The sequence below is a fragment of the Bradyrhizobium pachyrhizi genome, assembly GCF_001189245.1.
Classification (GTDB): Bacteria; Pseudomonadota; Alphaproteobacteria; order Rhizobiales; family Xanthobacteraceae; genus Bradyrhizobium; species Bradyrhizobium pachyrhizi.
This window is the reverse complement of record NZ_LFIQ01000039.1, coordinates 51,843-76,594: the sequence shown is the minus strand read 5'-3', so window position 1 is coordinate 76,594 and position 24,752 is coordinate 51,843. Positions and strand designations below refer to the sequence as shown.

General features: G+C 64.6%; 21 protein-coding genes and 1 pseudogene. 13 read left to right on the top strand and 9 right to left on the bottom strand.

All coding sequences use genetic code 11. The features are described 5' to 3' along the window. Nucleotides 1-187: 187 nt before the first annotated feature. From AKL29_RS05180 to AKL29_RS46575, 3 genes are all read left to right on the top strand, one after another. Complete coding sequence (locus AKL29_RS05180; protein WP_050383362.1) at nt 188-1,261, top strand: LLM class flavin-dependent oxidoreductase; 1,074 nt, start codon at nt 188-190, stop codon at nt 1,259-1,261. A gap of 95 nt (nt 1,262-1,356) precedes the next feature. Next, nucleotides 1,357-2,397, top strand: coding sequence for a hypothetical protein (locus AKL29_RS05175; RefSeq protein WP_050383361.1), 1,041 nt, complete (start codon nt 1,357-1,359; stop codon nt 2,395-2,397). 109 nt (nt 2,398-2,506) lie between these two features. Beyond that, the gene (locus tag AKL29_RS46575; protein WP_430648852.1) at nt 2,507-2,764 is read left to right on the top strand and encodes a GCG_CRPN prefix-to-repeats domain-containing protein; all 258 of its coding nucleotides are present in this window, start codon (nt 2,507-2,509) and stop codon (nt 2,762-2,764) included. A gap of 21 nt (nt 2,765-2,785) precedes the next feature. Here AKL29_RS46575 and AKL29_RS05170 read toward each other — a convergent pair whose 3' ends face one another. After that, complete coding sequence (locus AKL29_RS05170; RefSeq protein ID WP_028335598.1) at nt 2,786-3,190, bottom strand: YccF domain-containing protein; 405 nt, start codon at nt 3,188-3,190, stop codon at nt 2,786-2,788. Nucleotides 3,191-3,412: 222 nt separating this feature from the next. Here AKL29_RS05170 and AKL29_RS05165 point away from each other — a divergent pair, with 222 nt between their 5' ends. Next, nucleotides 3,413-4,000 (top strand): carboxymuconolactone decarboxylase family protein, encoded by a 588-nt coding sequence (locus tag AKL29_RS05165; RefSeq protein ID WP_050383360.1) that lies wholly within the window; start codon nt 3,413-3,415, stop codon nt 3,998-4,000. 187 nt (nt 4,001-4,187) lie between these two features. Here the strand turns inward: AKL29_RS05165 and AKL29_RS05160 are convergent, their stop codons facing one another. Together AKL29_RS05160 and AKL29_RS05155 are read right to left on the bottom strand one after the other, a co-directional pair. Continuing rightward, a complete protein-coding gene (locus tag AKL29_RS05160) occupies nt 4,188-5,960 on the bottom strand; it encodes a putative bifunctional diguanylate cyclase/phosphodiesterase (protein WP_028335599.1) in 1,773 nt (590 codons plus the stop codon). Nucleotides 5,961-6,164: 204 nt separating this feature from the next. Next, nucleotides 6,165-7,127 carry a sensor histidine kinase gene (locus AKL29_RS05155; RefSeq protein ID WP_028335600.1) on the bottom strand — a complete coding sequence of 321 codons (963 nt, stop codon included), beginning with the start codon at nt 7,125-7,127 and terminating at the stop codon, nt 6,165-6,167. A gap of 179 nt (nt 7,128-7,306) precedes the next feature. On the opposite strand from AKL29_RS05155, the gene AKL29_RS05150 reads away from it, so the two are divergent. Next, nucleotides 7,307-8,149, top strand: a complete 843-nt coding sequence (locus AKL29_RS05150; protein ID WP_050383359.1) for an SDR family NAD(P)-dependent oxidoreductase — start codon at nt 7,307-7,309, stop codon at nt 8,147-8,149. An 827-nt stretch (nt 8,150-8,976) separates the two neighbouring features. Here the strand turns inward: AKL29_RS05150 and AKL29_RS05145 are convergent. Continuing rightward, nucleotides 8,977-10,218, bottom strand: a complete 1,242-nt coding sequence (locus AKL29_RS05145; RefSeq protein ID WP_050383358.1) for an LLM class flavin-dependent oxidoreductase — start codon at nt 10,216-10,218, stop codon at nt 8,977-8,979. A gap of 271 nt (nt 10,219-10,489) precedes the next feature. Here AKL29_RS05145 and AKL29_RS05140 point away from each other — a divergent pair, with 271 nt between their 5' ends. Beyond that, nucleotides 10,490-11,896 (top strand): MFS transporter, encoded by a 1,407-nt coding sequence (locus AKL29_RS05140; RefSeq protein WP_050383357.1) that lies wholly within the window; start codon nt 10,490-10,492, stop codon nt 11,894-11,896. 209 nt (nt 11,897-12,105) lie between these two features. After that, nucleotides 12,106-13,281: an extracellular catalytic domain type 1 short-chain-length polyhydroxyalkanoate depolymerase gene (locus tag AKL29_RS05135; RefSeq protein WP_050383599.1), complete on the top strand. Its 1,176-nt coding sequence runs from the start codon at nt 12,106-12,108 to the stop codon at nt 13,279-13,281. On the opposite strand, the gene AKL29_RS05130 is transcribed toward AKL29_RS05135, so the two are convergent. Next, nucleotides 13,282-13,950: an MBL fold metallo-hydrolase gene (locus AKL29_RS05130; RefSeq protein ID WP_028335605.1), complete on the bottom strand. Its 669-nt coding sequence runs from the start codon at nt 13,948-13,950 to the stop codon at nt 13,282-13,284. It lies immediately after the preceding gene. A gap of 175 nt (nt 13,951-14,125) precedes the next feature. Between AKL29_RS05130 and AKL29_RS05125 the strand changes: the two genes are divergently transcribed. Then, nucleotides 14,126-14,938, top strand: coding sequence for an RMD1 family protein (locus AKL29_RS05125; RefSeq protein WP_028335606.1), 813 nt, complete (start codon nt 14,126-14,128; stop codon nt 14,936-14,938). Between the two features lie 120 nt (nt 14,939-15,058). Beyond that, on the top strand, nt 15,059-16,666 hold the full coding sequence (locus AKL29_RS05120; protein ID WP_050383356.1) for an alpha-amylase family glycosyl hydrolase: 1,608 nt from the start codon (nt 15,059-15,061) through the stop codon (nt 16,664-16,666). On the opposite strand, the gene AKL29_RS05115 is transcribed toward AKL29_RS05120, so the two are convergent. Then, nucleotides 16,654-18,354, bottom strand: coding sequence for an alpha-amylase family protein (locus AKL29_RS05115; RefSeq protein ID WP_050383355.1), 1,701 nt, complete (start codon nt 18,352-18,354; stop codon nt 16,654-16,656). The two genes, AKL29_RS05120 and AKL29_RS05115, sit on opposite strands and share 13 nt — an antisense overlap. A gap of 120 nt (nt 18,355-18,474) precedes the next feature. Then, nucleotides 18,475-19,593, bottom strand: a complete 1,119-nt coding sequence (locus AKL29_RS05110) for a vWA domain-containing protein (RefSeq protein WP_050383354.1) — start codon at nt 19,591-19,593, stop codon at nt 18,475-18,477. A gap of 206 nt (nt 19,594-19,799) precedes the next feature. Between AKL29_RS05110 and AKL29_RS05105 the strand changes: the two genes are divergently transcribed. Continuing rightward, nucleotides 19,800-20,285, top strand: a complete 486-nt coding sequence (locus tag AKL29_RS05105; RefSeq protein WP_050383353.1) for an MmcB family DNA repair protein — start codon at nt 19,800-19,802, stop codon at nt 20,283-20,285. A gap of 248 nt (nt 20,286-20,533) precedes the next feature. On the opposite strand, the gene AKL29_RS05100 is transcribed toward AKL29_RS05105, so the two are convergent. Together AKL29_RS05100 and AKL29_RS05095 are read right to left on the bottom strand one after the other, a co-directional pair. After that, entirely contained in the window at nt 20,534-21,088 is a 555-nt protein-coding gene (locus AKL29_RS05100; RefSeq protein ID WP_016845514.1) for an ActR/PrrA/RegA family redox response regulator transcription factor, read from the bottom strand. A 134-nt stretch (nt 21,089-21,222) separates the two neighbouring features. Beyond that, on the bottom strand, nt 21,223-22,542 hold the full coding sequence (locus AKL29_RS05095; RefSeq protein ID WP_050383352.1) for an ActS/PrrB/RegB family redox-sensitive histidine kinase: 1,320 nt from the start codon (nt 22,540-22,542) through the stop codon (nt 21,223-21,225). Nucleotides 22,543-22,647: 105 nt separating this feature from the next. Between AKL29_RS05095 and AKL29_RS05090 the strand changes: the two genes are divergently transcribed. The 3 genes and pseudogenes from AKL29_RS05090 to AKL29_RS44445 all read left to right on the top strand — a co-directional run. Beyond that, a complete protein-coding gene (locus tag AKL29_RS05090; protein ID WP_050383351.1) occupies nt 22,648-23,454 on the top strand; it encodes an ABC transporter ATP-binding protein in 807 nt (268 codons plus the stop codon). Next, entirely contained in the window at nt 23,451-24,275 is an 825-nt protein-coding gene (locus AKL29_RS05085; RefSeq protein WP_050383350.1) for an ABC transporter permease, read from the top strand. The genes AKL29_RS05090 and AKL29_RS05085 overlap by 4 nt, the downstream gene beginning before the upstream one ends. A 128-nt stretch (nt 24,276-24,403) precedes the next feature. Beyond that, nucleotides 24,404-24,752, top strand: a pseudogene (locus tag AKL29_RS44445) (polyhydroxyalkanoate depolymerase); the annotation flags it as partial.

Genomic DNA, 24,752 nt, shown 5'->3' with positions numbered 1-24,752 from the left:
GAACGTGTGACCTTTGCCTTCGGAGGGCAACGCTCTATCCAGCTGAGCTACGGGTGCGTGCAGGGGTTCATTTAGCTGATTGGCTCCCTGTCGGCAACGGCGTTGTCCAACTGGTTAAGGGCTGTAAACTGCCTCCCGACAATATGACAGGCCGCGAAAAAAGGCCGTCTTTCGAGGGAGTTTGCCCATGCGTCCGCTGGAATTCGGCTGGTATCTGCCCACGCATGGCGACACCACCGCCTATGGGCTGATGGAGGCCCAGATCGCCGGTTCGCCGGAACTCTGCGAGCGCGTGGTTAAGGCGGCCGAGGATGCCGGCTTCGAGTATCTGCTGATTCCGGTCGGCTCGGTGTGCTGGGAGGCCTGGATCACGGGTGCCTTCATGGCGGCGCGCTCCAGCCGGATCAAGCCGCTGATTGCGGCGCGGCCCGGCTATATCAACCCGGTGCTGATGGCAAAGATGATCTCGACCTTCGACCAGATGTCGGGCGGGCGGATCTGCATCAATCTGATCGCCGGCCAGAACGAGAGCGAGGTCGAGGGCGTGCGTCAGCCCAAGGAAGAGCGCTACGCGCTGATGGAGGAGGAGGTCTCGATCCTCAAGGCGCTGTGGACGACGCGCGGTCCGGTGCATTTCCAGGGCAGGTTTCACACCATCTCCGGCGCGCATATCAGGCCGCGTCCGTTGCAGCAGCCGTTTCCGAAATTCTATCTCGGCGGCGGCTCGCGGCAGGCCTGGGAGGTGTCGGCGAAGCATTCCGACGTCCATCTGTTCTGGGGCGATCTGCCGGAACGCATCGCGGAGAATATCGCCGAGATCCGGCGGATGGCGCGGGCGCATGACCGCGAGGATGCGATCGGCTTCGGCATGCGGCTGCAGGTGATCTGCCGCGAGAACGAGGCCGATGCCTGGGAGGCGGCCGACCAGCTGGTGCGCCACGCTACCGAGCGGCAGAAGCAGGAGATGAAGACGCTCTACAATCGCTCGGAGGCCAACCAGCGCGTGCAGCAGCTCGCGCGCGACTACGGCGATCTTCTGATGCCGCATCTGTGGACCGGCATCACCAAGGTGCGGCCCGGCGCCGGCATCGCGGTGGTCGGCAATCCCGCGCAATGCGCCGCGACCTTGCAGCAGTTCATCGATGCCGGCTGCCACTCCTTCTGCCTGTCCGGCTATCTGCATGACGAGGAGGCCGAGCGGTTCGGCCGCCTGATCCGCCCGATCCTCGCCGCCAACAATCGCGGGCGGCTCGTCGCCTGAGGCGCGGGTGCGGAAGCTTTCCGAAAATTCACGGGCGAATCTGCGCCTGACGCGCCATGATCCGGCCGAGCTCGCGGCAGCAACGGAGTCGAACCATGCATCACCGGGTCTGGCTTGCGGCCGCGGCCTTGCTCGTCGTGGCGGCGGCGCACGTACCCACTGCGTCCGCGACGCAGGCACAGACCGAGCGCGACCGGAAGCCGGTCAAGGAGATCGCCAATGCGCGGATTGCCGTCGGCAAAGCGAGCTTTCCGCTCTACCTCTCGGCCGACTGGTCCAATCCGCTGCCGGATGTTACGCGCGCGGTGCTCGTGCTGCACGGCGTGCTGCGCAATGCCGACGACTATTTTCGCGCGGCGCTGAGCGCGCAGGCCGCAGCCGGCGATGCCGGCGAGCATGCGCTGATGATCGCGCCGCAATTCCTGATCGAGTCCGACGTCGAGGCATTCAAGCTGCCGGCGGAGACGCTGCGCTGGAGCCTCTATGGCTGGCAGGGCGGCGAGCCTGCGCTCGCGCCGAGCGCGGCGAGCTCGTTTGAGGCGCTCGATGCCATCCTGGCGAAGCTCGGCGACCGCAAGCTGTTTCCCAACCTGCAGCAGGTCGTCGTGTTCGGCCATTCCGGCGGCGCCCAGGTGGTGCAGCGCTATGCGATCGCGGTGAAGGGCGACCAGGTCCTGCTGCGCGAGGGTATCGGCGTGCGCTATGTGGTCGCCAATCCGTCCTCCTACGCCTATTTCACCAAAGAGCGGCCGGAGCCCGCGATCGCGGCGAACTGCCATGGCTATAACAGCTGGAAATTTGGCATGGACAACCGCCCGCCCTATCTTGCCGAGCCTTCGCCGGCTGCGCTGGAGCAGGCCTATGTCGCACGCCGCGTGATCTATCTGCTTGGAACGCTCGACACCAATCCCAATCATCCCGCGCTCGACAAATCCTGCATGGCGGAGGCCGAAGGACCATATCGTTACGCGCGCGGGCATTCCTATGCCGCCGCGATGCAGGCCCGCGACAACGGCGCGCCGAACCACAGCGTGTGGGACGTGCCCGGCGTCGGCCATGCCGGCGGCAAGATGCTCAATTCGCCCTGCGGCCTGACCGCCGTGTTCGACATCCCCGGCTGCGAGGCGGCGCGCTGAGCCCCCGACACCAGAATTTGTGCGCGGATTCGGTGGCAAGCGGCACTGAGATCGCCTACGCTCGTATCGCGAATGGAGCAGCACGACCGACAGCTCGATGGAGAACATCATGAGAGCAGGTTTGATCACGCTTCTGACAGCCGGTGCCTTCCTCGGCTTGACCCCGGCCAGCGCCGCAGAGGGATGCGGTGACGGTTGCCACAGGACCTCACGAGGTGCCTGCGTGATCGACGGATGGGGCACCGCCGCGCGGGTTAGGAACGAGTGTCCCGCCACCTCACGGCCGCGCCCGCCGTGTGGCGGCGGTGGCTTCGTCTGGCGGCGCGACTACCAGGCTTGCAGCCAGACCACGAAGGATTGGCTCTAGCCGCCGACGGCCCAGCCAGCGTCACGCCGGCACGATCACCTTGCCGATCGGCCACAGCGCGATGCCGGCAAGCTTGAGATGCGCCCAGGCAAACGGAATGCCGATGATGGTCACCGCCAGCAGGATCGCGGTGATCACATGGCCGATCGCGAGCCACCAGCCGGCCAGGATGAACCAGATCAGGTTGCCGATCACCCCGAGCGGTCCGGTGCCGATGTCGGACGTGCCGGTCACCTCATCGCGGCGCACCGCACGCGAGCCGAACGGCAGCAGCGTGTAGACGGCGATGTTGAAGGCGGCGCGCGCCCAGGGCAGCCCGATAATGGTCACAGCCATGATCACGGCGGCGATCAGCCAGCCGAACGCCATCCACGCGCCACCGATCAGGATCCAGAGGATGTTCAGGAGGATAGACACAGGCTGCATGGCTGACACCTTCGCGCCGCTTGGGACTGCTCTTTATATACGCCGCCGCCCGGTGCTGCGGTAGGTGTGGCCTAACCGCGCGCCTGCCGTGACGAGGCGCTTCGGTTCGGCGGCCCGCGCTGAACGACAGCTGGCACCTCATTGCATCCATCGCGACGGCAACTAAGCTCGCGCGACCGGGCAGGGGCGCAAAGACGCCTGCACCGAAAAGGGAGAACAACAATGAGAACAATATTCGGAGCAGGGATCCTGGCGGCGCTGGCATTGTCGGTGTCGGCCGTGCGGGCCGAGGACGCCGTGCGCTTTGCGCCGCTGAAGGCGGAGGAACTGTCGCCAGCGCAAAAGGCCTGGGCCGACATGATCAGCGCGCCGCCGCGCAATGCCAAATTCACCGCGCCGCCCTACCGCGCCTACATCCGCAATCCCGATCTGGCGCCGAAGCTGTCGAACCTGTCGGAGTACCTGCGCTGGAATACCTCGCTGCCGGCGCGGCTCAGCGAAATGGCGATCCTGATCACGGCGCGGCACTGGACCGCGCAATATGAATGGTCCGCGCACTATCCGCTGGCGATGAAGGGCGGGCTCGATCCGAAAATCGCGGACGCCATCGCCAAGGGCGCGCGGCCCGAGAGCATGAAGGACGACGAGGCTGCGCTGTACGATCTCGGCATCGCGCTCTATCGCGACAAGAAGGTCAGCGACGCCGTCTACAAGGCGGCGCTGGATAAATTCGGCGAGCGCGGCATCACGGATATCATCGCCATCATGGGCTATTACGACATGGTCTCGATGATGCTGATCACGATGTAGGCCGGCCCCGCGAATAACGGCGTGCAGCCGTTGGCGGTACTGGAGAAGTAGGGCTGTTGTCCGCTCCCTCTCCCCGTTCTTACGGGTCGAGACGAGCGAAGCTCGCTCTTAGAGGGCGATGCAATCCGACCTCTCCCCGCAAGCGGGGCGAGGTGGTTCAGCCGTCAATTTGATGGGCGCCTATCGCCTACCGCCGGAAGCCGCTGGCGCGCGAATAGCCCTGGCGGCCTTCCTGGGCGGGGCGCGCTGCCATGCTGGCGCGCGTCTCACTGGCGACCGGTGTCGCCGGCCTCAAATCCTCGAGGAAGATCGGCTTGGCGAAGTAATAGCCCTGGGCATAGCGGATCTTGCTCGCCGCCTGCAGATAGGTGAGCTCCTCGTAGGACTCGATACCCTCGGCGATCACGGTCATGCCGAGCGCCTCGCTCAGCGATTCGATTGCGCGCAAGATGCCCTGGCTGCGCGGCCGCTGATGGATGTCGGTGATGAAGGAGCGATCGATCTTGATCTCGTCGGCGGTGATGTCGGCGAGCGCCGACAGCGACGAATAGCCGATGCCGAAATCGTCGATCGAGATGCCGACGCCGATGCCGCGCAGGATCGGCAGGATCTGGTCCTGGAAATGTGACCGCGTCACGAACGCGTCCTCGGTCACCTCGATCATGAAGCGTTTCGGGAAGCCGGTCTCCTCGAGCGCGCGAGCGAACCGGCGCATAAATTCGAGGTTGGAGGCCTGCTTGGCGGCGACATTGATGCTGATCGTCGCCGTCGGACCGAACGTGTCGTTGATCAGGTCGATCGACTTGACGATCTCCGCCAGCACCAGGAACGTCAGCTCGTCGATCAGGCCGAGCTCGACCGCGAGATCGATGAAGGTGCCCGGCGCCTGGATCACGCCCTCGTCGTCGCGCAGCCGCACCAGCGCCTCGATGCCCTTCACCTCCTGGGTGCGGATATCGACCTTGGCCTGAAACGCGCAGCAGAAGCGCTTTTCCAGGATCGCCAGCCGCAGCGACTGCTCGATCTTCATCCGCGCCAGCGCCTCGCGCTCCATGCTGTTGTCGAAGAACGCGGTCGAGCCCTTGCCGTTGTTCTTGACGCGGTACATCGCGATGTCGGCGTTCTGGCGCAGCGCCTCGTAGCTCCGGCCATGCATCGGATAGAGGCTGACGCCGATCGAGGTCGAGGCGAAGATCTCGGAGTCCTCGATGAAGAACGGCGCCTTCAGCCTCTCCTGCATGACATGGATGAATTCGGCGACCTCGTCATTGCCGCTGATCGGGTTGAGCAGCAGCAGGAATTCGTCGCCGGAGATGCGCGACAGGATATCGGTGTCGCGCAGCGCGTGGCCGAGTCGCTTCGAGAGCTCAACGAGCAGCGCATCGCCGATCGCGTGGCCGTAATAGTCGTTGATGTGCTTGAAGTTGTCGACGTCGAGGAAGGCGAGCGCGAAATGGCCTTGCGAATCGTCGCGGATCAAGCCGTTGACGCGGTGCTCTATCACCCGGCGGGTCGGCAGGCCGGTCAGCTCGTCGTAATAGGCCGAGCGGAACAGCTGGTCCTCGAACGCCTTCTGCTCGCTGATGTCGGTTGAGGTCGAGATCAGGAGATTGCGACCGGCGATCCGGACCGGCCGGTGCGAGGTCAGAAACACGTATTTGGATGCGCCGCAGGAGAGCGTTTCCTCGAGCACCACTGGACGGCCGCTGCGCAGCAGGTCCAGGTTGGCGGCGTGGCGCTCATCGACCGAGGACGGCTGGCTCGCGCTGGCGGCCAGCTGCAGCTGGCTCGCGGCTGCTTCATTCACCAGGATGAACTGGCCCTGCTCGTCCTGGACGGTCACACCCGCCGGCAATAGCTGGAGCAGGTCGCGCAGGATACGCAATTCATTTCCGGAAATATCGTCTTGGCCGGTCGCTGCCGCGCCCGCCTGAAAATCGTGCCTGGTGAGACTATGCATGCGCCGACCTTGGCAAAGTCCGTTGTAGTTTTGGTTAAGCGGACCTGCGAAATGCCGTGACAGAATGAGACCGCGGCGGCTTTCGCAAGCCGTCGCGGCAATCGTCATTAACAGAGTATCAATGTCGGCCGCGACCGTTGGTGAAAGCGATTGCGCTGCGCGCGGTTGCATCAACACATGCGCGTGTGCCGGAAAGCCAACTTATCAACAGTTCGGAAGCTTGCACTGCATGGTGCAGTGAACACCGGTCTTCAGGTAACTGATCTCGGTCTTGCCGTCGAACGGCCGCAGCGCCGACTTGAGCAGCTTGGTGCCGAAGCCGGCTTCGCCGATCGCCTCGACCGCCGGTCCTTCGGTCTCGTCCCAGATCACGTTGAGACGTCCGTCGTCGACCGTCCATGACACTTGTAAAAATCCGCGCGGCGAGGAGAAGGCGCCGTATTTTCCGGCGTTGGTTGCGAGCTCGTGGAAGATCAACGCCAGCGAGACGGCGAGCTTGGCGGGCAGGAACAGCTGCTCGCCATTGAGATTGAACCGCACATGGCCGTAGGGCCCGAGTTCCGAGCGCAGCAAATCCTTGATATCGCAGCCATAGCCATCGACCCGCGCGATCAGATCGTCGGTTGCCGAGAGCGCGCGGATGCGATGGTCGATGCGCTGCCAGACATCGGGCCGGTCCTGCAGCGCCTGATGCAGCACGGCATGAATGGTCGAGGACTTGTTCTTCAGCCGGTGCTGCAATTCGTCGACCACGACCTTGCGGTACTGCTCTTCCTCGATCAGCCGTTTGGAAACTTCGCGCTGCTGTGCGACCAGGGAACGGTAATGCTCGACGCCCCAGATCGCGATGCCGCACACAACCCAGAACATCATCAACAACGCAAAGCGCGCCGGATCGGCGTGCGCGCCGCTGAAATTGAGCACCACGCCGAGCAGGCCGCTCGCCAGCGCGGTCGCGATCCCGATCCGGAAACCGCCAAGGGCGGTGGCAAAGAACACCGCCGGGAAATAGGGCGTGAAGAACACATCCGGCCGGATCTGGGCGAGCCCGAAGCGCGCGGCCGTGGCCAAAACGAGACAAAGCACCGCGAAGGCCACCGCAAGCCGCACCGTTGGCTGGGCATCGCCCCGCCAACACGCCCTGAAATCGTCGATCCACTTCGCCATCGGTCGTTCCAGTTCACGTGAACAGGCGACCCAAAATAAGGCCGCTGCGACCGAAAAACCGCAGTTGTGGCCTTCTGGCCACAGGCGGACCTTGCGAGCGTGGCGGCTTGCAAGTGCTTGTATTGGCAGCAGGAGCTGGGGAATATCCACAACATCCTACGTAAGTTGAGGGGACCGACATGGGACGGCTGGACGGCAAGGTCGCGGTGATCACAGGGGCGACCAGCGGCATCGGGCTACGCACGGCGGAGGTCTTTGTCGCGGAGGGCGCGAAGGTACTGATCGCCGGGCGTCGCGCGCCGGAGGGCGAGGCACTGGCGCAACAGCTCGGCGAGAATTGCGTGTTCCGTCAGACCGACGTCACGGTCGAGGAACAGATGCAGGCGCTGATCGCGCTTGCGGTCGAGAGGTTCGGCAGGATCGACTGCCTGTTCAACAATGCCGGTGGGCCGGCGCAGACCGGGGGCATCGAAGGTCTCGACGTCGAGCGGTTCGACGCCGCGATGGCGACGCTGGTGCGCAGCGTCATGCTCGGCATGAAGCATGCCGCGCCCTACATGCGCAAACAGGGCTCCGGCAGCATCATCAACAATGGCAGCATCGCCGGACGGCTCGCCGGCTTCTCCTCATCGATGGTCTATGGCGCCGCGAAGGCCGCGGTCATCCATTTCACCAAATGCGTGGCAATGGAGCTCGGCGAGTCCGGCATCCGCGTCAACTCGATCTCCCCCGGCGCGATCGCCACCGGCATTTTCGGCAAGGCGCTCGGGCTGTCGACGGAGGCGGCGGAGAAGACCGCGGCCGTGATGCGCGAGGTCTACAAGGCAGCGCAGCCGATCCCGCGCGCCGGCCTGCCCGACGACATCGCGCATGCCGCAGTGTTCCTGGCGAGCGACGAGTCGAGCTTCATCAACGGCCACGACCTCGTCATCGACGGAGCCATCACCGGCGGCCGCAACTGGAGCCAGCAGCAGGCCGGCTACGTCGCACTGCGCAAGGCATTCGATCAGGGGGCGGGCTGATTCGGTATCGTCATTGCGAGCCACCGGTCGGCGCGGCGGGGGAGAGGTGAGACGCTCTCGAGTCTCGACATGAGTGCGTGTCTGCCTTGGGTGGTTCACAAGGCGACGCAAGTCTGCGTCGCCGGGGGCGTCGGGTTGCGACGTATTACCCCGATGGGCAAATCAGCGCTTCTGTCGTCGGGCAATTCAGATGTTCAATTCCGTCCGTCTCCCCCGATCGAGGGGCGCTTCGCGGTCGTCACGAACGTGGGTCGAGATGCGGTGGAGCCGATGCGCAGTCGACGAATGCGCATGACTCGGACAATTTATGTCGCGAGAATGCGGATGTATGACCCGCCGGCCGCGCTACACACTCAATGTCGTCCTGGCGAAAGCCAGGACCCATAACCACCGGCTTTGGTTGTCAGAAGGATCGTGGCCCCAGCGTCGCGCAACAATTCGCATTCGGGGTAATGGGTCCTGGCTTTCGCCAGGACGACGATCGTGTGTGGCATCCGCACTGTCATCGCCCGGTTCGACCGGGCGACCCAGTACGCCGCGGCTTCTCGGCTCAAGCATAGGCATCTCTGGAATACTGGATCACCCGCATGCGCATGCGCGGGTGATGACACCGCGCTGCTTGACGTCTTGACTCGCAAGCCATCCCCGCCGGCGTCCTGGCGAGAGCCAGGACCCATTACCCCGAATGGCCATTGTTGAGCGATGCTGGAACGACGAGCCCCTTTCACAACATCCGCCGCGGCGTATGGGTCCCGGCCTTCGCCGGGACGACGGCGGTGGGTGTGGCGCGAGCTGGCGTTCTTTCTTCCTTCAGGAAGGATCGCAAATCACACCTTCTGCTTGGCCGCGGCCTTCGCAAGATCCGGCGCATTCACAGCGGGGATCGCGACGCGGCCGGGGCCGGTTTGTTGAAGCGCGGCGGCGGCCTTGTCGTTCTGCATGATCTTGGCCATCACAGCCTGGCCGGCGCGTTCGAACACGGCGCGGTTGTCGATCAGGAACTGGCGCGACTTGCGCAGGCCGTCGATATAGCCGTTGATCTCGGGCACGACATAGCGCGCGACCAAGTCCCAGCTGCGGCGGGTGTTTTCCGGATTGGCCCAGTCGTGCGCGAAGCCGATGATCGAGCCGACGCCGCCCGACACATCGACCAGATTCTTGATCATCTTGATCAGATCGTCCGGCGTGCCGATGGTGGACGCGGCGCCTTCGACGAAGGCGGTCTTGTCGACGGCCTCGTCCGGCGAGGAGAACGCGGTCAGGCCCGGCCGCATCAGGGTGCCGACGTTATATTCGTTGTGCCAGCGCATCAGCCCGGCGCCGGCCTCGCGCCGCGCCTGCTCGCGGGTCTCGGCGATGTGCCAGGACAGCAGCACGCGCCAGTTGGCGCGGCTCACCGTGGTGCCGGCCTTCTTGGCGGCGTCCTCGGCGAACTGCCATTGCTGCGGCAGCGCCATCAGGCCCTGGGTCGACATCGAGCCGAGCGAAATGATGCCGATTCCGTATTTGCCGGCGAGCGTCATGCCCGAGGGCGAGATCTGCGAGGCCACGACGAACGGCATGTCCTCCTGCAGCGGCAGGATCTGCAGCGCGGCGTCGTGCATCTCAAACCAGTCGGTCTTGGCGGTGACGCGCTCGCCGTTGAACAGGCGGCGGATCACCGCGATCGCCTCGTCCTGGCGGTCGCGCTGAGTCATCGGGTCGATGCCGAGCGTATGGGCGTCGGAGGCGAGCGCACCGGGACCGGAGCCGAAGATGGCGCGGCCGCCGGTCATGTGGTCGAGTTGCACCATGCGCTGCGCCACGTTGAAGGGGTGATGATAGGGCAGCGAGATCACGCCGGTGCCGAGCTTGATGCGCTTGGTGCGCTCGCCGGCGGCGGCCAGGAACATTTCCGGCGAGGCGATGGTCTCCCAGCCCGAGGAGTGATGCTCGCCGCACCAGAATTCGTCGTAACCGAGCGCGTCGAGCTGCTCGACGAAATCGAGGTCGCGGCGGAATTGCAGCATCGGATGCTCGCCGATCGGGTGATGCGGGGCGAGGAAGGCTCCGAACTTGAGGCGCGCCATGGGTCGTTCTCTCCGGACTATTGTTATCGGGGGCTTTCCGCCAACCTACGGGGTGGCCCGGGGCAAGGCAATGCTCGGGGGTTGCGGCGGTCGCATGGTTGTTGCGCAAATCGGCGGCGATTGCCGCCGTCCGGAATGTTTCCCAGCGCGTCAACGCAAATTGGCAGCCGGGCTCGAGCGTCTGTGATCCCGGGCTTACCTCGCAGGTAATCGAAGCGATGACCGGAATCTGCTGATGTCCGCCGTAACATCATTTCGGGCAGGACAGGACATGCACCAGATCGTTTCGACGCGAGCGGATACGTCCCGCCGCTGGTGGGTGCTGGCGATCGTGGTGTCGGCGCAGTTCATGTTCGGTGTCGATGCCTTCATCGTCAACGTCGCGATCCCGACGATCGCGGCGGAGCTGCACGCGACGCCGGCGCAGATCGAGGCCGTGATCGCGATCTACCTGATCGCCTATGCCACGCTGGTGGTCACCGGCGGCCGGCTTGGCGACATCCATGGCACCAGGAACGTGTTCGTCGCCGGCGTCGCCGGGTTCTCGGTGACCTCGCTGTGGTGCGGTCTCGCGCAGTCCGGGCCCGAGCTCATCGTCGCGCGGCTCGCGCAGGGCGCAACCGCGGCGCTGATGGTGCCGCAGGTGCTGGCGACGCTGCATCTGTTGTTCTCAGACGCCGCCCGCGCGCGGGCGTTCGGCATCTACGGCATCGTGCTGGGACTTGCGGGCGCCGCCGGCTTCATGCTCGGCGGCGTGCTGGTGACGCTCGACCTCGCCGGGCTCGGCTGGCGCGCAGTGTTCTTCGTCAACGTGCCGTGCGGTGTCATCATTATCGCGGCGGCGCTGAAGATCATGCCGACGGTGCCGCGCCGCGCCGGCACGCGGCTCGATATCCCGGGCGCGATCGTGCTGTTCGCGGGCCTGTTGTGCCTGATCGGTCCGCTGCTGTTTGGCCATGATTTCGGCTGGACGGCATGGGTCTGGCTGGTGATGACAGTGGGTATCGCTGTGATCGCGACCTTCGTGCGGCTCGAGCGGGCCGTCGCGCGCCGCGGCGGCATGCCGCTGATCGATCTGTCGCTGCTGTCGGATAGCGCCTTCATGCGCGGGCTGGTCGCGGTGTTTTTCTTCTTCTTCGCCAACCTGTCCTTCTACCTCATCATGACCATGTTCATGCAGAAGGGCTTGCAGATTCCGCCGCTACAGGCCGGGCTGGTGTTCGTGCCGCTGGCGCTGACCTTCGTGGTTGCCTCGCGTCACAGCGGCGTGCGCGCCAGGCATCGCGGCACGCTGGTGCTGATCGAGGGCTGTGCGCTGCAGATCGTCGGTCTCGCCGTGCTCGTCGCGACGATTGAGGTGGTCGCGGCACCTTCGGCACTGCTGCTCGCGCTGGTGCTGATGATCTTCGGCTACGGCCAGGGGCTCGTCATGGCGCCATTGTCGAGCGCGGTGCTCGCGAGCGTGCAGCCCGCGAGCGCCGGTGCCGGCTCCGGCATGTACGGTACGACGACGCAGATCGGCAACGCGGCCGGCGTCGCCGCGATCGGCGCAGTCTTCTTCGCAATCGAGAGCACGATGTCAGCACGTCTGGCGCTGTTTGCGGCATGCGCATTGTTTGTGCTGTCGATCGCCATTTCAGCCGCATTTCTGTCATGGATGCGCCGCGCCACCCCTTGAATCCGGCTGCACGCGGCGCGCATTCCTGAAAAGTTGGTGCTCAAACAAGGTGCTACGGCAACTATTTCGGCCGGCCCGCGGCGCGATCACGCATTAACGCCGATTCTCACAATTCTGCAGGGAACGACAGCACACGGCCTTTTCATTTTGCAGTGCAGCAATTATCTGATCGGGTGACACAGAAAACTAAATCACCTCAGGAGTTGCTGTTGTCCCTGATCAACAACGTCGAATTTCTGCGTCATCTGCCGAAGATGAACGCGTTCAGCGGCCTTGGCGCACTCGCGCCGGCCGTGCCGACGCCGCTCGTCGAGACGACCGAATTCGGCGTCAACCCCGGCGATCTGAAAATGTTCTCGTTCGTGCCCGCGCAGCTGGCGCGGTCGCCCGCGCTCGTCGTGGTGCTGCATGGCTGCGGCCAGACCGCCGCGTCCTACGATCTCGGCGCCGGCTGGTCGGCGCTTGCGGCGCATTACGGCTTCGCGCTGCTGATGCCGGAGCAGCAGGCGTTGAACAACGGCAACACCTGCTTCAACTGGTTCAACCCGCAAGACATCGCGCGCGGGCAGGGCGAGGCCGCTTCGATCAGGCAGATGATCGCGCATATGATCGGCACGCATGAGATCGACCCGCGGCGGGTCTATGTGACGGGACTGTCCGCCGGCGGCGCGATGGCCTCGGCCATGCTCGCGACCTATCCGGATGTGTTCGCGGCCGGCGCCATCATCGCCGGCCTGCCGTTCGGCATCGCCACCGATCTGCGCGAAGCGCTGCACGCGATGATGCATGGCAGCGCGCTGTCCGCGCCCGAGCTCGGCGGTCTCGTGCGCAACGCGTCCACGCATGGCGGCGCATGGCCGAAGATTTCGGTGTGGCACGGCAGCGCCGACCGCACCGTGCATCCCGGCAACGCCGATGCGATCGTCCGGCAGTGGCTCGACGTGCACGGCCTGCCGCCTGCTGCGATGTCGAAGGCGGATGTCGACGGCCATCCGCGCGAGGTGTGGTGGAACGCCGACGGCGAAACGCTGGTCGAGTCCTACACCATCGCCGACATGGCCCATGGCACGCCGCTCGGGCTTGCCGATAACGACGAGCGCTATGGCGTGGAGGGCGCGTTCCTGATCGAGGCCGGGATCTCCTCGTCCTATCACATCGCGAGCTTCTTCGGCCTGACCGACAAGGTCCGTCAGCCGCATATCGCGCCGACCGGAATTCCGCGCGAGCGCGCCGACACGGTCTCGATGACGGTACCGGTGCCAGCGGCCGAGCCGGAGGTGGCATCGGGCCGCAAGAGCGATCGGCCGCGCAGGCGACGGAGCAAGGGTGTCGATGTCGGCGGCGTCATCACGCGGGCGCTCACCGCCGCGGGGCTGATGAAGTAGCTACATCTCGCCGGTCAGGAACGGATTTGTCATCCGCTCCTGGCCGATGCTCGATCCGGCGCCATGGCCGCAGATGAAGCCGACATCGTCGCCGAGCGGCAGCAGCTTGTCCTTGATCGACTGGATCAGCGTCGGATGGCTGCCCCCGGGCAAGTCGGTGCGTCCGACCGAGCCGGCGAACAGCACGTCGCCGACATGGGCGAAGCGCAGCTCCTTGTTGAAGAACACCACGCTGCCCGGTGAGTGGCCGGGGCAGTGCAGGATGTCGAAGGTGAGATCGCCGATCGAGACCTGATCGCCCTCGTCGAGCCAGCGGTCTGGCCCGAAATTGCGCACCCCGGCCATGCCGAAGCGCGCGCCGCTCGAGACGACATTGTCGAGCAGATATTTGTCGGCGATATGCGGGCCCTCGATCTTGACCTGGAGCGCGTCGCGCAGTTCGGCGGCGCCGCCGACATGGTCGATATGACCGTGGGTCAGCCAGATCTTCTCGACCGTCACGCCGGTCTGCTTGATCGCGGCCTGGATCTTCGGCACGTCGCCGCCCGGGTCGATCACCACGGCCTTCTTGGTGGGCTCGTGCCAGATGATGGTGCAGTTCTGCTCGAACAGCGTCACGGGCACGATGATCGCGCCGGCCTTCGGCTTGGTGTCGGTTGTCTCGTTCATGGGGGCACCATAGGCTTCCGGCAAACGCCGTCAACACGCGCCGGAAATGCGGCCGCCCCGGCGTGTGATCCCAAAACGGACCGTGATAAGGTCACCTCCAGCAGAACAAGTTCGTGAGCAGGCCGGTACGCGGCTGCTCTCGATCATGATTCAAGTCCTCGCAGTCCGGAACTTCATGACCCAGGCTTCCAAATCACCGCTCGGCGGACCCCGGACCACCGCGCGCGCCTTCTTCGTTGCGGACCGCATCAACACGTCGGGCCTCGAGCGCGGCGACGTGCTGGCCACGACGCCGCTGGCGTTTCGCGTCAATGAAAATGGCGTGGCGATCCTGTTCCGCTACGGCGTCGTCGTGCTGATCGGCCTCAATGCGCTGGAGGAGGATGAATTCCTGCGCAGCCTGCAGTCGCGCATGACCGGCCTGTTCACGCGGCGCGAGGAAGAGATCGCAATCATCGAGCTCGCCGCCGAGAAGGAGGATCAGATTCCGCCGGGCGGCCCGATCTATCTGCAAGGCCTCTCGCCGGAGCGGCTGATCCTCGTCGGCGAGGCGTTGGCGAAAAGCGTGGTGCTGGCGCGGCACGAGCGGGAAGTCCGGGCAGTCTTCGACACGACCGAGCCGCTTGCGCGTGAGCTCGCCAAGGGCGGCCGCGTCCATCGCGGCCGCGTTGCGATCCTCAAGCACATCGGCAACGCGCTGCTGGTGCGGCATCGCGTGGCCGGACCGGTCGAGGTGTCGGAGAAGCCCGATATCCTCTGGGACAAGCCGCAACTCGAGCGCCTCTATGCCCGGCTCGAGGACGAGTATGAATTGAAGGAGCGTGCGGAATCGCTGAACCGCAAGCTCGCGGTCGTCGCCGAAACCGCGCAGGTGCTGACCGACATCATCGACACCGGCCGCTCGCTGCGGCTGGAGCTGATCATCGTCTTCCTGATCCTGTTCGAGGTGCTGATCACCATCTATCAGCTAGCGATGGCCCGGCATTGAACCGGCTATAGCGGCTGAATCCGGCCATCTTTCCGTCCCGAATTGTGCGTCATCCCTGAACCGATCGGCCGCTCCGGGCGCGGAGCGGCCTGGGCCGGGCTGCGAGCTTGGGGGGACGAGATGGATCAGGACAACAGGGACTGGTGGCGACGCGGCATTTTCTATCAGGTCTATCCGCGCTCGTTCGCGGATAGCGACGGTGACGGCGTCGGCGATCTCAAGGGGATCATCACGCGGCTGCCCTATCTGACGCGGCTCGGCGTCGACGCGGTCTGGCTGTCGCCGATCTTCCCGTCGCCGATGGCCGATTTCGGTTACGATATCTCCGATTACACCGGCATCGATCCGCTGTTCGGCACGATGGAGGATTTCGACGCGCTGGTCGCGGCCGCGCACGATTCCGGTCTCAAGCTGATCCTCGATCTGGTGCCGAACCACACATCCGACCAGCATCCCTGGTTCATCGAGGCGAAGAGCTCGCGCGACAATCCCAAACGCGACTGGTACATCTGGCGCGATCCGGCGCCGGACGGCGGCCCGCCGAACAACTGGCTGTCCGAGTTCGGCGGCAGCGCCTGGGCGTATGACGAGACCTCAGGCCAATGCTATTATCACGCCTTCCTCGCGCAGCAGCCCGATCTCAACTGGCGCAATCGCGAGGTCAGGGACGCGATCTACGACGTGATGCGCTTCTGGCTGCGCAAGGGCGTCGACGGTTTTCGCGTCGACGTGATCTGGCACCTGATCAAGGATGCCGACTTCCGCGATAACCCGGCAAACCCGCATTATCGCGAGGGCCGGCCGCCGCACGAGAAGCTGCTGACGCAATATTCGACCGATCAGCTCGAGGTGCACTCCGTCATCACCGAGATGCGCGGCGTCACCGAGGAATTCGACGACCGCGTGCTGATCGGCGAGATCTATCTGCCGCTGCACCGGCTGGTCGCCTATTACGGCAACGATCTGCGCGGCGCGCAGATGCCGTTCAACTTCGCGCTGCTGTCGACCTTGTGGAGTGCGCGTGCGGTCGAGATGATCATCGCCGACTACGAAAAGGCGCTGCCGCCGGGGGCGTGGCCGAACTGGGTGCTCGGCAATCACGACCGGCCGCGGGTGGCGAGCCGGGTGGGGCCGGCGCAGGCGCCGGTCGCCGCGATGCTGCTGGTGACGCTGCGCGGCACGCCGACGCTCTATTACGGCGACGAGATCGGCATGCGCCAGGTTGCGATTGCGCCGGATCAGGTGCGCGATCCCTTCGAGAAGAATGTGCCGGATATCGGCGTCGGCCGTGACGGCTGCCGCACGCCGATGCAATGGAGCGCCGAGCGCCATGCCGGGTTCTCGACCGCCACGCCATGGCTGCCGATCGCGCAGGATTTTGCCAGCGACAATGTCGCAAGCCTCGAGGCGGAGCCGGCGTCGATCCTCAACCTCTACAAGGCGCTGATCGCGCTGCGGCGAAGGCTGCCGCAGCTCATCCATGGCAGCTATGAGCCGGTGGCGGCGCACGGTGATGTGCTGCTCTACCGGCGGCGCAGCACTGACGGCGTCGTCGTGATCGCGCTGAATTTTGGCGCGGCGCCGGCGTCGGTCTCGTCGAGCGCGATCGGTTTCAGCAACGAGGTTCTGCTGTCGACCTTGATGGACCGGCAGGGCGAGAAGGTCGAAGGCGTGCTCGATCTGCGCCCCAATGAAGGCGTGATCCTCGGACCGCATCAGGACGATTGACGCCGTGTGCGGGGCTCATTGGTATCGATGTCGCTGCGCTTGAGCAGATAATCGAGCCCGCCGACCCGGTACCAGCGATAGCCGTAGGCCTCGATCAGAAGCTTGTGGCGACCGGCATCGTCGGCGCGGCTGTGGTCCTCGGTCAGGAGATTGACGAGGAGATTGCCGGCATCGTCGGGCAGCCCGACGTCGAAGGATATCTCGAGCGGCTTTTCCGCGAAATTGTGCACGAACAGCACCGAGTTGTTACGCCAGTCGTACCGGATGATCAGGATGGCGGGATTTCGGCTTGCGATGACCTTGAAATCTCCCCAGCCGACCTCGGGGACTTCCTTGCGCATCCGGACGATGCGCTCGGTCCAGTTCAGCATCGAATTGGGGTCGCGCCGTTGCTTGGCCGCGTTGACGTGCTCATAGCCATACGGTCCATTGTCGATGACGGGCACACATGGCCGATCGCTCTCGGTGAAGCCGGCGTGCGGCTCGGTCGACCATTGCATCGGCGTGCGCGCGCAACCGCGTTCGGGCAGATCCAGATTGTCGCCCATGCCGAGTTCATCGCCGTAGCGGATCACGGGCGTGCCGGGAAGCGTGCACATCACGCTGTAGGCGAGCTCGATGCGTCGGCGGTCGCCGCCCAGCATGGGCGCAAGCCGTCGCCGGATGCCGCGGTCGTAGAGCTGCATGGTCTTGTCGGAACCGAATGCCTCGAACACCGTCTCGCGCTGCGGCTTGGAGAGGCGGCCGAGGTCGAGTTCATCATGATTGCGCAGGAACAAGCCCCATTGTGCGGTCGCGGGCCGTGGCTTGGTCGCCGTCAAGGCCTTCGCCAACGGCTTCGTATCCGCCGACGCCAACGCGTAGAACAGATGCTGATTGACATGGAAGTTGAACATCATGTGCATTCTGTCGCCGTCACGCCCGAAATATTCCATGTCCGTCTCGGGCAATACGTTGGCTTCGGCGAGGATGATCGCGTTGCCCTGGCGCCATTGCAGAAATTCCCGAAACGATCGCAGCATGTCGTACTGCTCGACCGGCTTGCGCCTGGAGGCGCCCTTGGTCGCGATCACGAAGGGCACGGCGTCCATGCGGAAGCCCGAGACGCCGAGCTGAATCCAGAACCCCATGATCTTGAGGATCTCGGCCTGCACATGCGGGTTCGATGTGTTGAGGTCCGGCTGGAAATCGTAGAAGCGATGGAAGTACCAGGCGCCGGCTTGCTTGTCGCGCGTCCAGGTCGATTTCTGAACGCCGGGAAACACCATGCCGGTGTTGGCATTGGCAGGCTTCTTGTCCGACCAGACATACCAGTCGCGGTACGGCGAGTCCTTCGAGCCGCGCGCTGATCGAAACCAGGCGTGCTGATCCGAGGTGTGATTGACGACGAGGTCGATGATGACGCGGATGCCGCGTTGCTGGCAACCATGGGTAAATTCAACGAAGTCGCCCAGCGTGCCGTAGCGCGGATCGACGTCGTAATAATCCGAGATGTCGTAGCCGTCGTCCCTGTTGGGCGAAGGCTGAAACGGCATCAGCCAGATCGCGGTGATGCCGAGCCCGTGCAAATAGTCCAGGCGCCGGAGCAGGCCGCTGAAATCACCGATGCCATCGCCGTTGGCATCCATGTAGGTGCCAACCGACAGGCAGTAGATCACTCCGTTCTTGTACCAGAGGTCGTCGATCACCAGGCAATCCTCTCCAGTCCCACCCGTGACGGCGGCCGGGAGGATAAGCGGTGAGGCGGCGACGGGTTCCTGTGGAGCGCCTTCCCGCAAGGGAGCCGGACGACGCTCCGTGCCGAATGGCTACCGCTTGATCTGCGCCTTCAGCGTGTCCTCGACCACGCGATCGAACGATGACGCCTTCGGCGCGCTCTTGCGGTGCTCGGCGACGTATTTGTCGCGCTTGGCGACCAGCGCGGCGAGCTTCTCGTTCAGCGCCTTGCGCTGGGTGATCTGCTTGTCGATCTCGGCGGTGCGCGCTTCCGACTTCATGGCGCGGAGATTGTCCGGCAGATCCTCGTCCCTGACCTTTGCCACATCGTTGCGGCCGGCCGCGACGTCGGCGACCAGATCACCGTCGCCGGTGACCGCCTCCGACGTCACCTTGGCGCGCTTGTTGATGAAGCTTGCCATCTCCGACGCACGGGCCGGCGAAGACGCGGCGACGCTCGCCAGCTGCCGGGTTTTGGATTCCGTTCGCTTCTGCAACGCGCGCGGGCCGTAGGGAATCACGGTGCCGTTGATCTGGCGCTGCAGGATGATGATGTCCTCGTCGAACGGCGTTTCGATGGTGACGATCTGGCCGCCATCCTGCGGGATCGGGATGAACTCGCCGTTGCCGTTCTGCGCGATATCGCGCCACACCCGCTCGGTATCCTGCGCGTTGCCGGCAAGCACGGCGTTGACGATGATGTCGCGTTGCTTGGCGACGGCGAGCGTGACCGGGTATTTGGTGTCCTGCGCATAGTCCATGTGCGGCGGGGCGTCGCCGACCAGAAAAACGATGCGTGTGCTGTCGCGGCCTTGCGTCCACTGCATCTTGTTGACGGCGACGTCGAGCGCCTCGTTGACGCTCTCCGGCCAGTCGCCGCCGCCGCGCGCCTTCAATTCCAGCAGATTGCCGTAGAGATCCTGGATGTCGCGCGTCAGCTCGACCTTCCGGGTCACATAGTCGTCGCCGATGTCGCGATAGGCGACGAGGCCCATCCGGATATCGGCGTCGGGATTGGAATCGACGATTGCGGTCGCGATCGACCAGACCTTCCGTTTGGCGCCCTCGATCAATCCGCCCATCGAGCCGGTGGTATCGAGCACGAAGGCGACCTCGACCACCGGCTTGGCGATGGCGGAGCACAGTCCGGCTGTTAGCGGCAGGGTTGCGAGAGCGAAGACGAACGAGCGAAGCGTGATGCGTGACCTCATGGGCCTCTCCTGCAGTGGTTTCGTCCCTCGGAACCAGGTTCCATCGGCTTCGCGGTGGCTTGAGGCCGGAATCAAGGCGCCTTCCTCGCGAATTTGCGGCCGATTCCCGCGCTGCCGCGCTCTATCGGCTGGAGCATGATCTTCGCGGAAAACCGGCTTCCACTTTTCCGGATCATGCTCTCGTGGAATCGGCTAATCTTCGCGCAATGGACTCATCCGCCCGCCAGATCGCGCTTGTGCCCGCGCCCGACCGACGCCAGTCGGAGACCGCGCGTGCGATCGCGCGCGGCACGGCGAGGCTTCTGAGATCGCTGGGATTTTCCTGCATCAGCGAATTGCCGCTGCCGTCCGGCCGAAGAGCCGATCTGGTCGCGTTGAACGAGCGCGGCGAGATCTGGATCGTTGAGATCAAGTCGTCGGTCGAGGATCTGCGTGCGGATCAGAAATGGCAGGACTACCGTATGCATTGCGACCGGCTGTTCTTCGCCTTCACGCAGGATCTGCCGTGCGAGATCTTCCCGGAGGACACCGGTTTGATCATCGCCGACGCCTATGGCGCGCATCTGCATTGCGAGGCGCCGGAGCATCGCCTGCCGGCGGCCACGCGCAAGGCGATGACGGTGCGCTTTGCCATGGCCGCGGCGCAGCGCATCAACCGCCTCGTCGATCCGCAGGGGCACGGCGAGTTTTAGAGCGAGCACGCGATCTTAACCCGTCATCCCCGCGCAAAGGCCTCGCCTTTGTCGCCGGAGGCGCGAGCGGAGCGAGCCTCGAAGGATGGTTCGGCCCGGCTGATGGGGAGCGAAGCGAAACCCATCACTTGTCGCCGCCGCGTGAAGTTGGTGGGTTTCGCTTCGCTTCGCTCTACCCACCCTACGAAGCGACGAAAAGCAAATGGCCGGGACGAGCCCGGCCATCGCGAAAACAAATGAAGCGTCGCTTAGCGCGGGGCGCGCTTGGCGAGGATGCGCTGCAAGGTACGGCGGTGCATGTTGAGACGGCGCGCGGTCTCCGAGACGTTGCGGTTGCACATCTCGTAGATGCGCTGGATGTGCTCCCAGCGCACGCGGTCCGCCGACATCGGATTGGCCGGCAGCTCGGACTTCTCGGTGCCGGTCGCGAGCAGCGCGGCGACGACGTCATCGGCGTCGGCGGGCTTCGAGAGATAATCGACGGCGCCCATCTTCACCGCGGTGACGGCGGTGGCGATGTTGCCGTAGCCGGTGAGCACGATCGCGCGCGCCTCGGGGCGCTTACGCTTCAACGCCGAAACGACGTCGAGGCCGTTGCCGTCGCCGAGGCGGAGGTCGACGACCGCGAAAGCGGGCGCGGCGCGGCCGATCTCGGCGAGACCATCAGATACCGTGTCGCATGACTTCACCGCGAAACCCCGCGTCTCCATCGCGCGCGACAGACGTTCCAGGAACGGCTTGTCGTCCTCGACGATGAGGAGCGAGCGGTCGGCATGGTCATTCAGTTCAGTGATGGCGTTCACGGTCCATTTTTCCCTGTGGCAGACACCAACAATATGGGGTTCTACCGTGGCGCTGCCAAGGCAGCCGAAAGTCGCGTGCTTGTCTGGAGAGAACAATGCATCCGTAATGCCAGAGTTGCGATTAAGAATCGTTCTCAGGATTCGGTTTCGTCGCCCGGCGCGGCTTCCTCGAAGCGCTCGCGCGGCCAGACGATCTGCACCACGGCGCCGTGATCGGGAAAGGTGCGATTGGTAAACGACACCTTGGCGCCGGTACGTTCCAGCAGCGTCCTTGCGATGAAAACGCCCAGACCGAGGCCCCCACGTGGGTTTTGGGCCTCATCCGCACCCCGGCGGCGCGACAGATACGGCTCGCCGATCCGCTTCAGCATGTCGGGCGCGATGCCCGGACCGTCGTCGGAGACGACGACCTCAACGGTCTCGGCGTTCCACCACGCGTTCACCTCGACGGTCTGGTGCGCGAAATCGACCGCATTTTCGAGAATGTTTCCGACGCCATAAAGGATCGCCGGATTGCGCGCGGCGACCGGTTCAGGCGTTGCTGCGACAGCAAGCCGCACCTTGATGTTGATGCCGAAATCGCGATGCGGCGCCACCGCCTCCTCGATCAGGGTCGACAGCTTCATGGTGTCGAACGGCGCACCGCTCGATGACAATTGCGCGATCTTGCTCAGGATGTCGCGGCAGCGCTGCGCCTGCTCGCGCAGGGTCTTGAGGTCGCCGGCGATCGCCTGGTCATGCACCGTCTTCTCGAGCTCGCGCGAGATCAGGAAGATCGTCGACAGCGGCGTGCCGAGTTCGTGCGCGGCAGCGGCGGCGAGGCCGTCGAGCTGGGTCAGATGCTGCTCGCGCGTCAGCACCAGTTCGGTCGCCGCGAGCGCGTCGGAGAGCTGGCGCGCCTCCTCGGTCACCTGGAATGCGTAAAGGCTGGTGACACCGATCGCGAGCAGGATCGAAAGCCAGACGCCGATCAGATAGATCGGCGGCAGCACCAAGGGATCGTCGGCATCCCAGGGCAGCGGCAGATGGTAGAAGAACAGCGCGGAGGCGCAGGCGACCGCAAGGCAGCCGAGCGCGATCGTCAGCCGGATCGGCAGCACGGTGGCCGAGATCAGGACCGGCGCCAGGAACAGGAACGAGAACGGGTTCTGCAATCCGCCGGTGAAGTACAGGAGGCCGCCGAGCTCGACGATGTTGAACGCGAGCAGGGCCGCGGCATAGACCGGCTCCAGCCGCTGCATCGGGTTGAAGGCGATCTGCAGCGCCAGATTGAGCAGCGCCGAGAACGTCACGATGGTGACGCATGGGACGATCGGAACGTCGAATTCGAGTCCCTGCGCGACGATGAAGATGGCGACGAGCTGGCCGAGCGCGGCGAGCCAGCGCAGCCGCAGGATCGTATCCAGGCGGACATAGCGGCGGGGTTGGCGGAAATCGGAAGCGACGTCGGTCATGCCGGGACCTTAGCTGTGCCGTGGGCGGCGCACAAATTCGCGACTTAGCGCAACGATGCAGGGCAAGCCTTGCGCTTATTGTCGCAATGGCTCAATGACGGCCACATGCAACAGGTCGGGACAGGTCAGGCGCAATCGCCGGCGGTCGATCAGGGCGGATCGGCCGCGATCGACGTCGCGCATCTGGTCAAGGTCTACAAGACCACCCGCGCGGTCGACGACATCTCGTTCCGCATCGCGCGCGGCAGCATCACCGGCCTGCTCGGCGGCAACGGAGCCGGCAAGACCACGACGATCGCGATGATCATGGGCCTGGTGCTGCCGACCTCGGGCAGCGTCGAGGTGCTCGGTGCAAGAATCCCCGAGCAGCGCTACGACGTGCTCGGCCGGATGAACTTCGAAAGCCCCTATGTCGACATGCCGATGCGGCTCACGGTGCGGCAGAACCTGACCATTTTCGGCCGCCTCTATGCCGTGCAGCATTTGCGTGAGCGGATCGACCAGCTCGCCGACGATCTCGATCTCAAGGAATTCCTCGACCGCTCCAACGGCAAGCTCTCCGCCGGGCAGAAGACCCGCGTCGCGCTGGCGAAGGCGCTGATCAACGAACCCGATCTGCTGCTGCTCGACGAGCCGACCGCCTCGCTCGACCCGGATACCGCCGACTGGGTGCGGCAGCATCTCGAGACCTATCGCAAGACCCATAACGCGACCATCCTGCTGGCGTCACACAACATGCTGGAGGTCGAGCGCCTCTGCGACCGCGTCATCATCATGAAGCGCGGCAAGATCGAGGACGACGACAGCCCCGAGCGGATCATGGCGCGCTACAACCGCGACACGCTGGAAGAGGTGTTTCTCGACGTGGCGCGCGGCCGGCTGCGCGAGGGCGCGCCAGAGGGCACACCATGAGTGAACTCGTCAGCCAGCACCAGCACGCCATTTCACTGCAACGCATCAATGCGATGGTGCTGCGCTATTGGTATCTCCTGATGTCGTCGTGGCCGCGGCTGCTGGAGCTGGTCTACTGGCCGGCGTTGCAGATCATCACCTGGGGCTTCCTGCAGAATTACATCTCGCAGGCATCCGGCTTCTTCGCCAAGGCGGGCGGCACGCTGATCGGCGCCGTGATCCTGTGGGACATCCTGTTCCGGGGGCAGCTCGGCTTCTCGATCTCGTTCCTGGAGGAGATGTGGGCGCGCAACCTCGGCAACCTGATGATGAGCCCGCTGAAGCCGATCGAATTCCTGCTCTCGCTGATGATCATGAGCCTGATCCGGCTCGCCATCGGCGTGATCCCGATGACGCTGCTGGCGCTGTTCTTCTTCGGCTTCAACTTTTACGCCATCGGACTGCCGCTGATCGCGTTCTTCTGCAATCTGATCTTCACGAGCTGGTCGGTCGGCGTGTTCGCCTCGGGCCTCGTGCTGCGCAACGGGTTAGGGGCGGAAAGCATCGTCTGGACGTTGATGTTCGCGGTGATGCCGCTCGCCTGCATCTACTATCCGGTCGAGGTGCTGCCGGCCTGGCTGCAAGCTGTCGCCTGGACGCTGCCGCCGACCTATGTGTTCGAAGGCATGCGCTCGCTGTTGATCGATCACGTCTTCCGCGCCGACCTGATGGTGTGGGCGCTGGCCATCAACGCCATCCTGTTCGCTGCCTCTTTTGCGATCTTCCTTGCCCTTTTGCAGAGCGCCAAGCGCAACGGGTCGCTGCTCGGCGGTGGTGAATAAATGTCACTTTCTCGTGGATTCTCGGCCTTTTAGCCCGATATCGCCCCCAGATTCGGCTCGCGGCGCATTGACGCATTGTTACGCATTGGTCAGTATGCTGCGGCGCAAAACAGGGGTCTGAAAATACTATGCCCATCGGTGAATTTGGCGGTGCCCCGCCACTAGCGGCGGAAGGCAGCCCGGCACTCACGACGCCGTTGTACTGGATGTACGAGATGGCGCATGCGTCGCTCAATCCGGTGCGCGCGGTGACCGACGCCACCAAGATCCTGTTTCAGAACCCGCTCAATCCGTGGACGCACACCGAGTTCGGCAAGTCGATCGCCGCCGGCTGTGAGCTGTTCGAGCGCACCACGCGCCGCTACGGCAAGCCGGAATGGAACCTGCCGACCACCGAGGTCAACGGCATCCGCACCCCGGTCGAGGTCCGCTCGATCTGGGAAAAGCCGTTCTGCCGCCTGCTGCATTTCGATCGCA

What these genes read in the sequence shown, in the direction of transcription:
- AKL29_RS05180 (WP_050383362.1), top strand. Translation starts at nt 188, where the DNA reads ATGCGTCCGCTGGAATTCGGCTGGTATCTGCCCACGCATGGCGACACC.
- AKL29_RS05175 (WP_050383361.1), top strand. Translation starts at nt 1,357, where the DNA reads ATGCATCACCGGGTCTGGCTTGCGGCCGCGGCCTTGCTCGTCGTGGCG.
- AKL29_RS46575 (WP_430648852.1), top strand. Translation starts at nt 2,507, where the DNA reads ATGAGAGCAGGTTTGATCACGCTTCTGACAGCCGGTGCCTTCCTCGGC.
- AKL29_RS05170 (WP_028335598.1), bottom strand. Translation starts at nt 3,190, where the DNA reads ATGCAGCCTGTGTCTATCCTCCTGAACATCCTCTGGATCCTGATCGGT.
- AKL29_RS05165 (WP_050383360.1), top strand. Translation starts at nt 3,413, where the DNA reads ATGAGAACAATATTCGGAGCAGGGATCCTGGCGGCGCTGGCATTGTCG.
- AKL29_RS05160 (WP_028335599.1), bottom strand. Translation starts at nt 5,960, where the DNA reads ATGCATAGTCTCACCAGGCACGATTTTCAGGCGGGCGCGGCAGCGACC.
- AKL29_RS05155 (WP_028335600.1), bottom strand. Translation starts at nt 7,127, where the DNA reads ATGGCGAAGTGGATCGACGATTTCAGGGCGTGTTGGCGGGGCGATGCC.
- AKL29_RS05150 (WP_050383359.1), top strand. Translation starts at nt 7,307, where the DNA reads ATGGGACGGCTGGACGGCAAGGTCGCGGTGATCACAGGGGCGACCAGC.
- AKL29_RS05145 (WP_050383358.1), bottom strand. Translation starts at nt 10,218, where the DNA reads ATGGCGCGCCTCAAGTTCGGAGCCTTCCTCGCCCCGCATCACCCGATC.
- AKL29_RS05140 (WP_050383357.1), top strand. Translation starts at nt 10,490, where the DNA reads ATGCACCAGATCGTTTCGACGCGAGCGGATACGTCCCGCCGCTGGTGG.
- AKL29_RS05130 (WP_028335605.1), bottom strand. Translation starts at nt 13,950, where the DNA reads ATGAACGAGACAACCGACACCAAGCCGAAGGCCGGCGCGATCATCGTG.
- AKL29_RS05125 (WP_028335606.1), top strand. Translation starts at nt 14,126, where the DNA reads ATGACCCAGGCTTCCAAATCACCGCTCGGCGGACCCCGGACCACCGCG.
- AKL29_RS05120 (WP_050383356.1), top strand. Translation starts at nt 15,059, where the DNA reads ATGGATCAGGACAACAGGGACTGGTGGCGACGCGGCATTTTCTATCAG.
- AKL29_RS05110 (WP_050383354.1), bottom strand. Translation starts at nt 19,593, where the DNA reads ATGAGGTCACGCATCACGCTTCGCTCGTTCGTCTTCGCTCTCGCAACC.
- AKL29_RS05105 (WP_050383353.1), top strand. Translation starts at nt 19,800, where the DNA reads ATGGACTCATCCGCCCGCCAGATCGCGCTTGTGCCCGCGCCCGACCGA.
- AKL29_RS05095 (WP_050383352.1), bottom strand. Translation starts at nt 22,542, where the DNA reads ATGACCGACGTCGCTTCCGATTTCCGCCAACCCCGCCGCTATGTCCGC.
- AKL29_RS05090 (WP_050383351.1), top strand. Translation starts at nt 22,648, where the DNA reads ATGCAACAGGTCGGGACAGGTCAGGCGCAATCGCCGGCGGTCGATCAG.
- AKL29_RS05085 (WP_050383350.1), top strand. Translation starts at nt 23,451, where the DNA reads ATGAGTGAACTCGTCAGCCAGCACCAGCACGCCATTTCACTGCAACGC.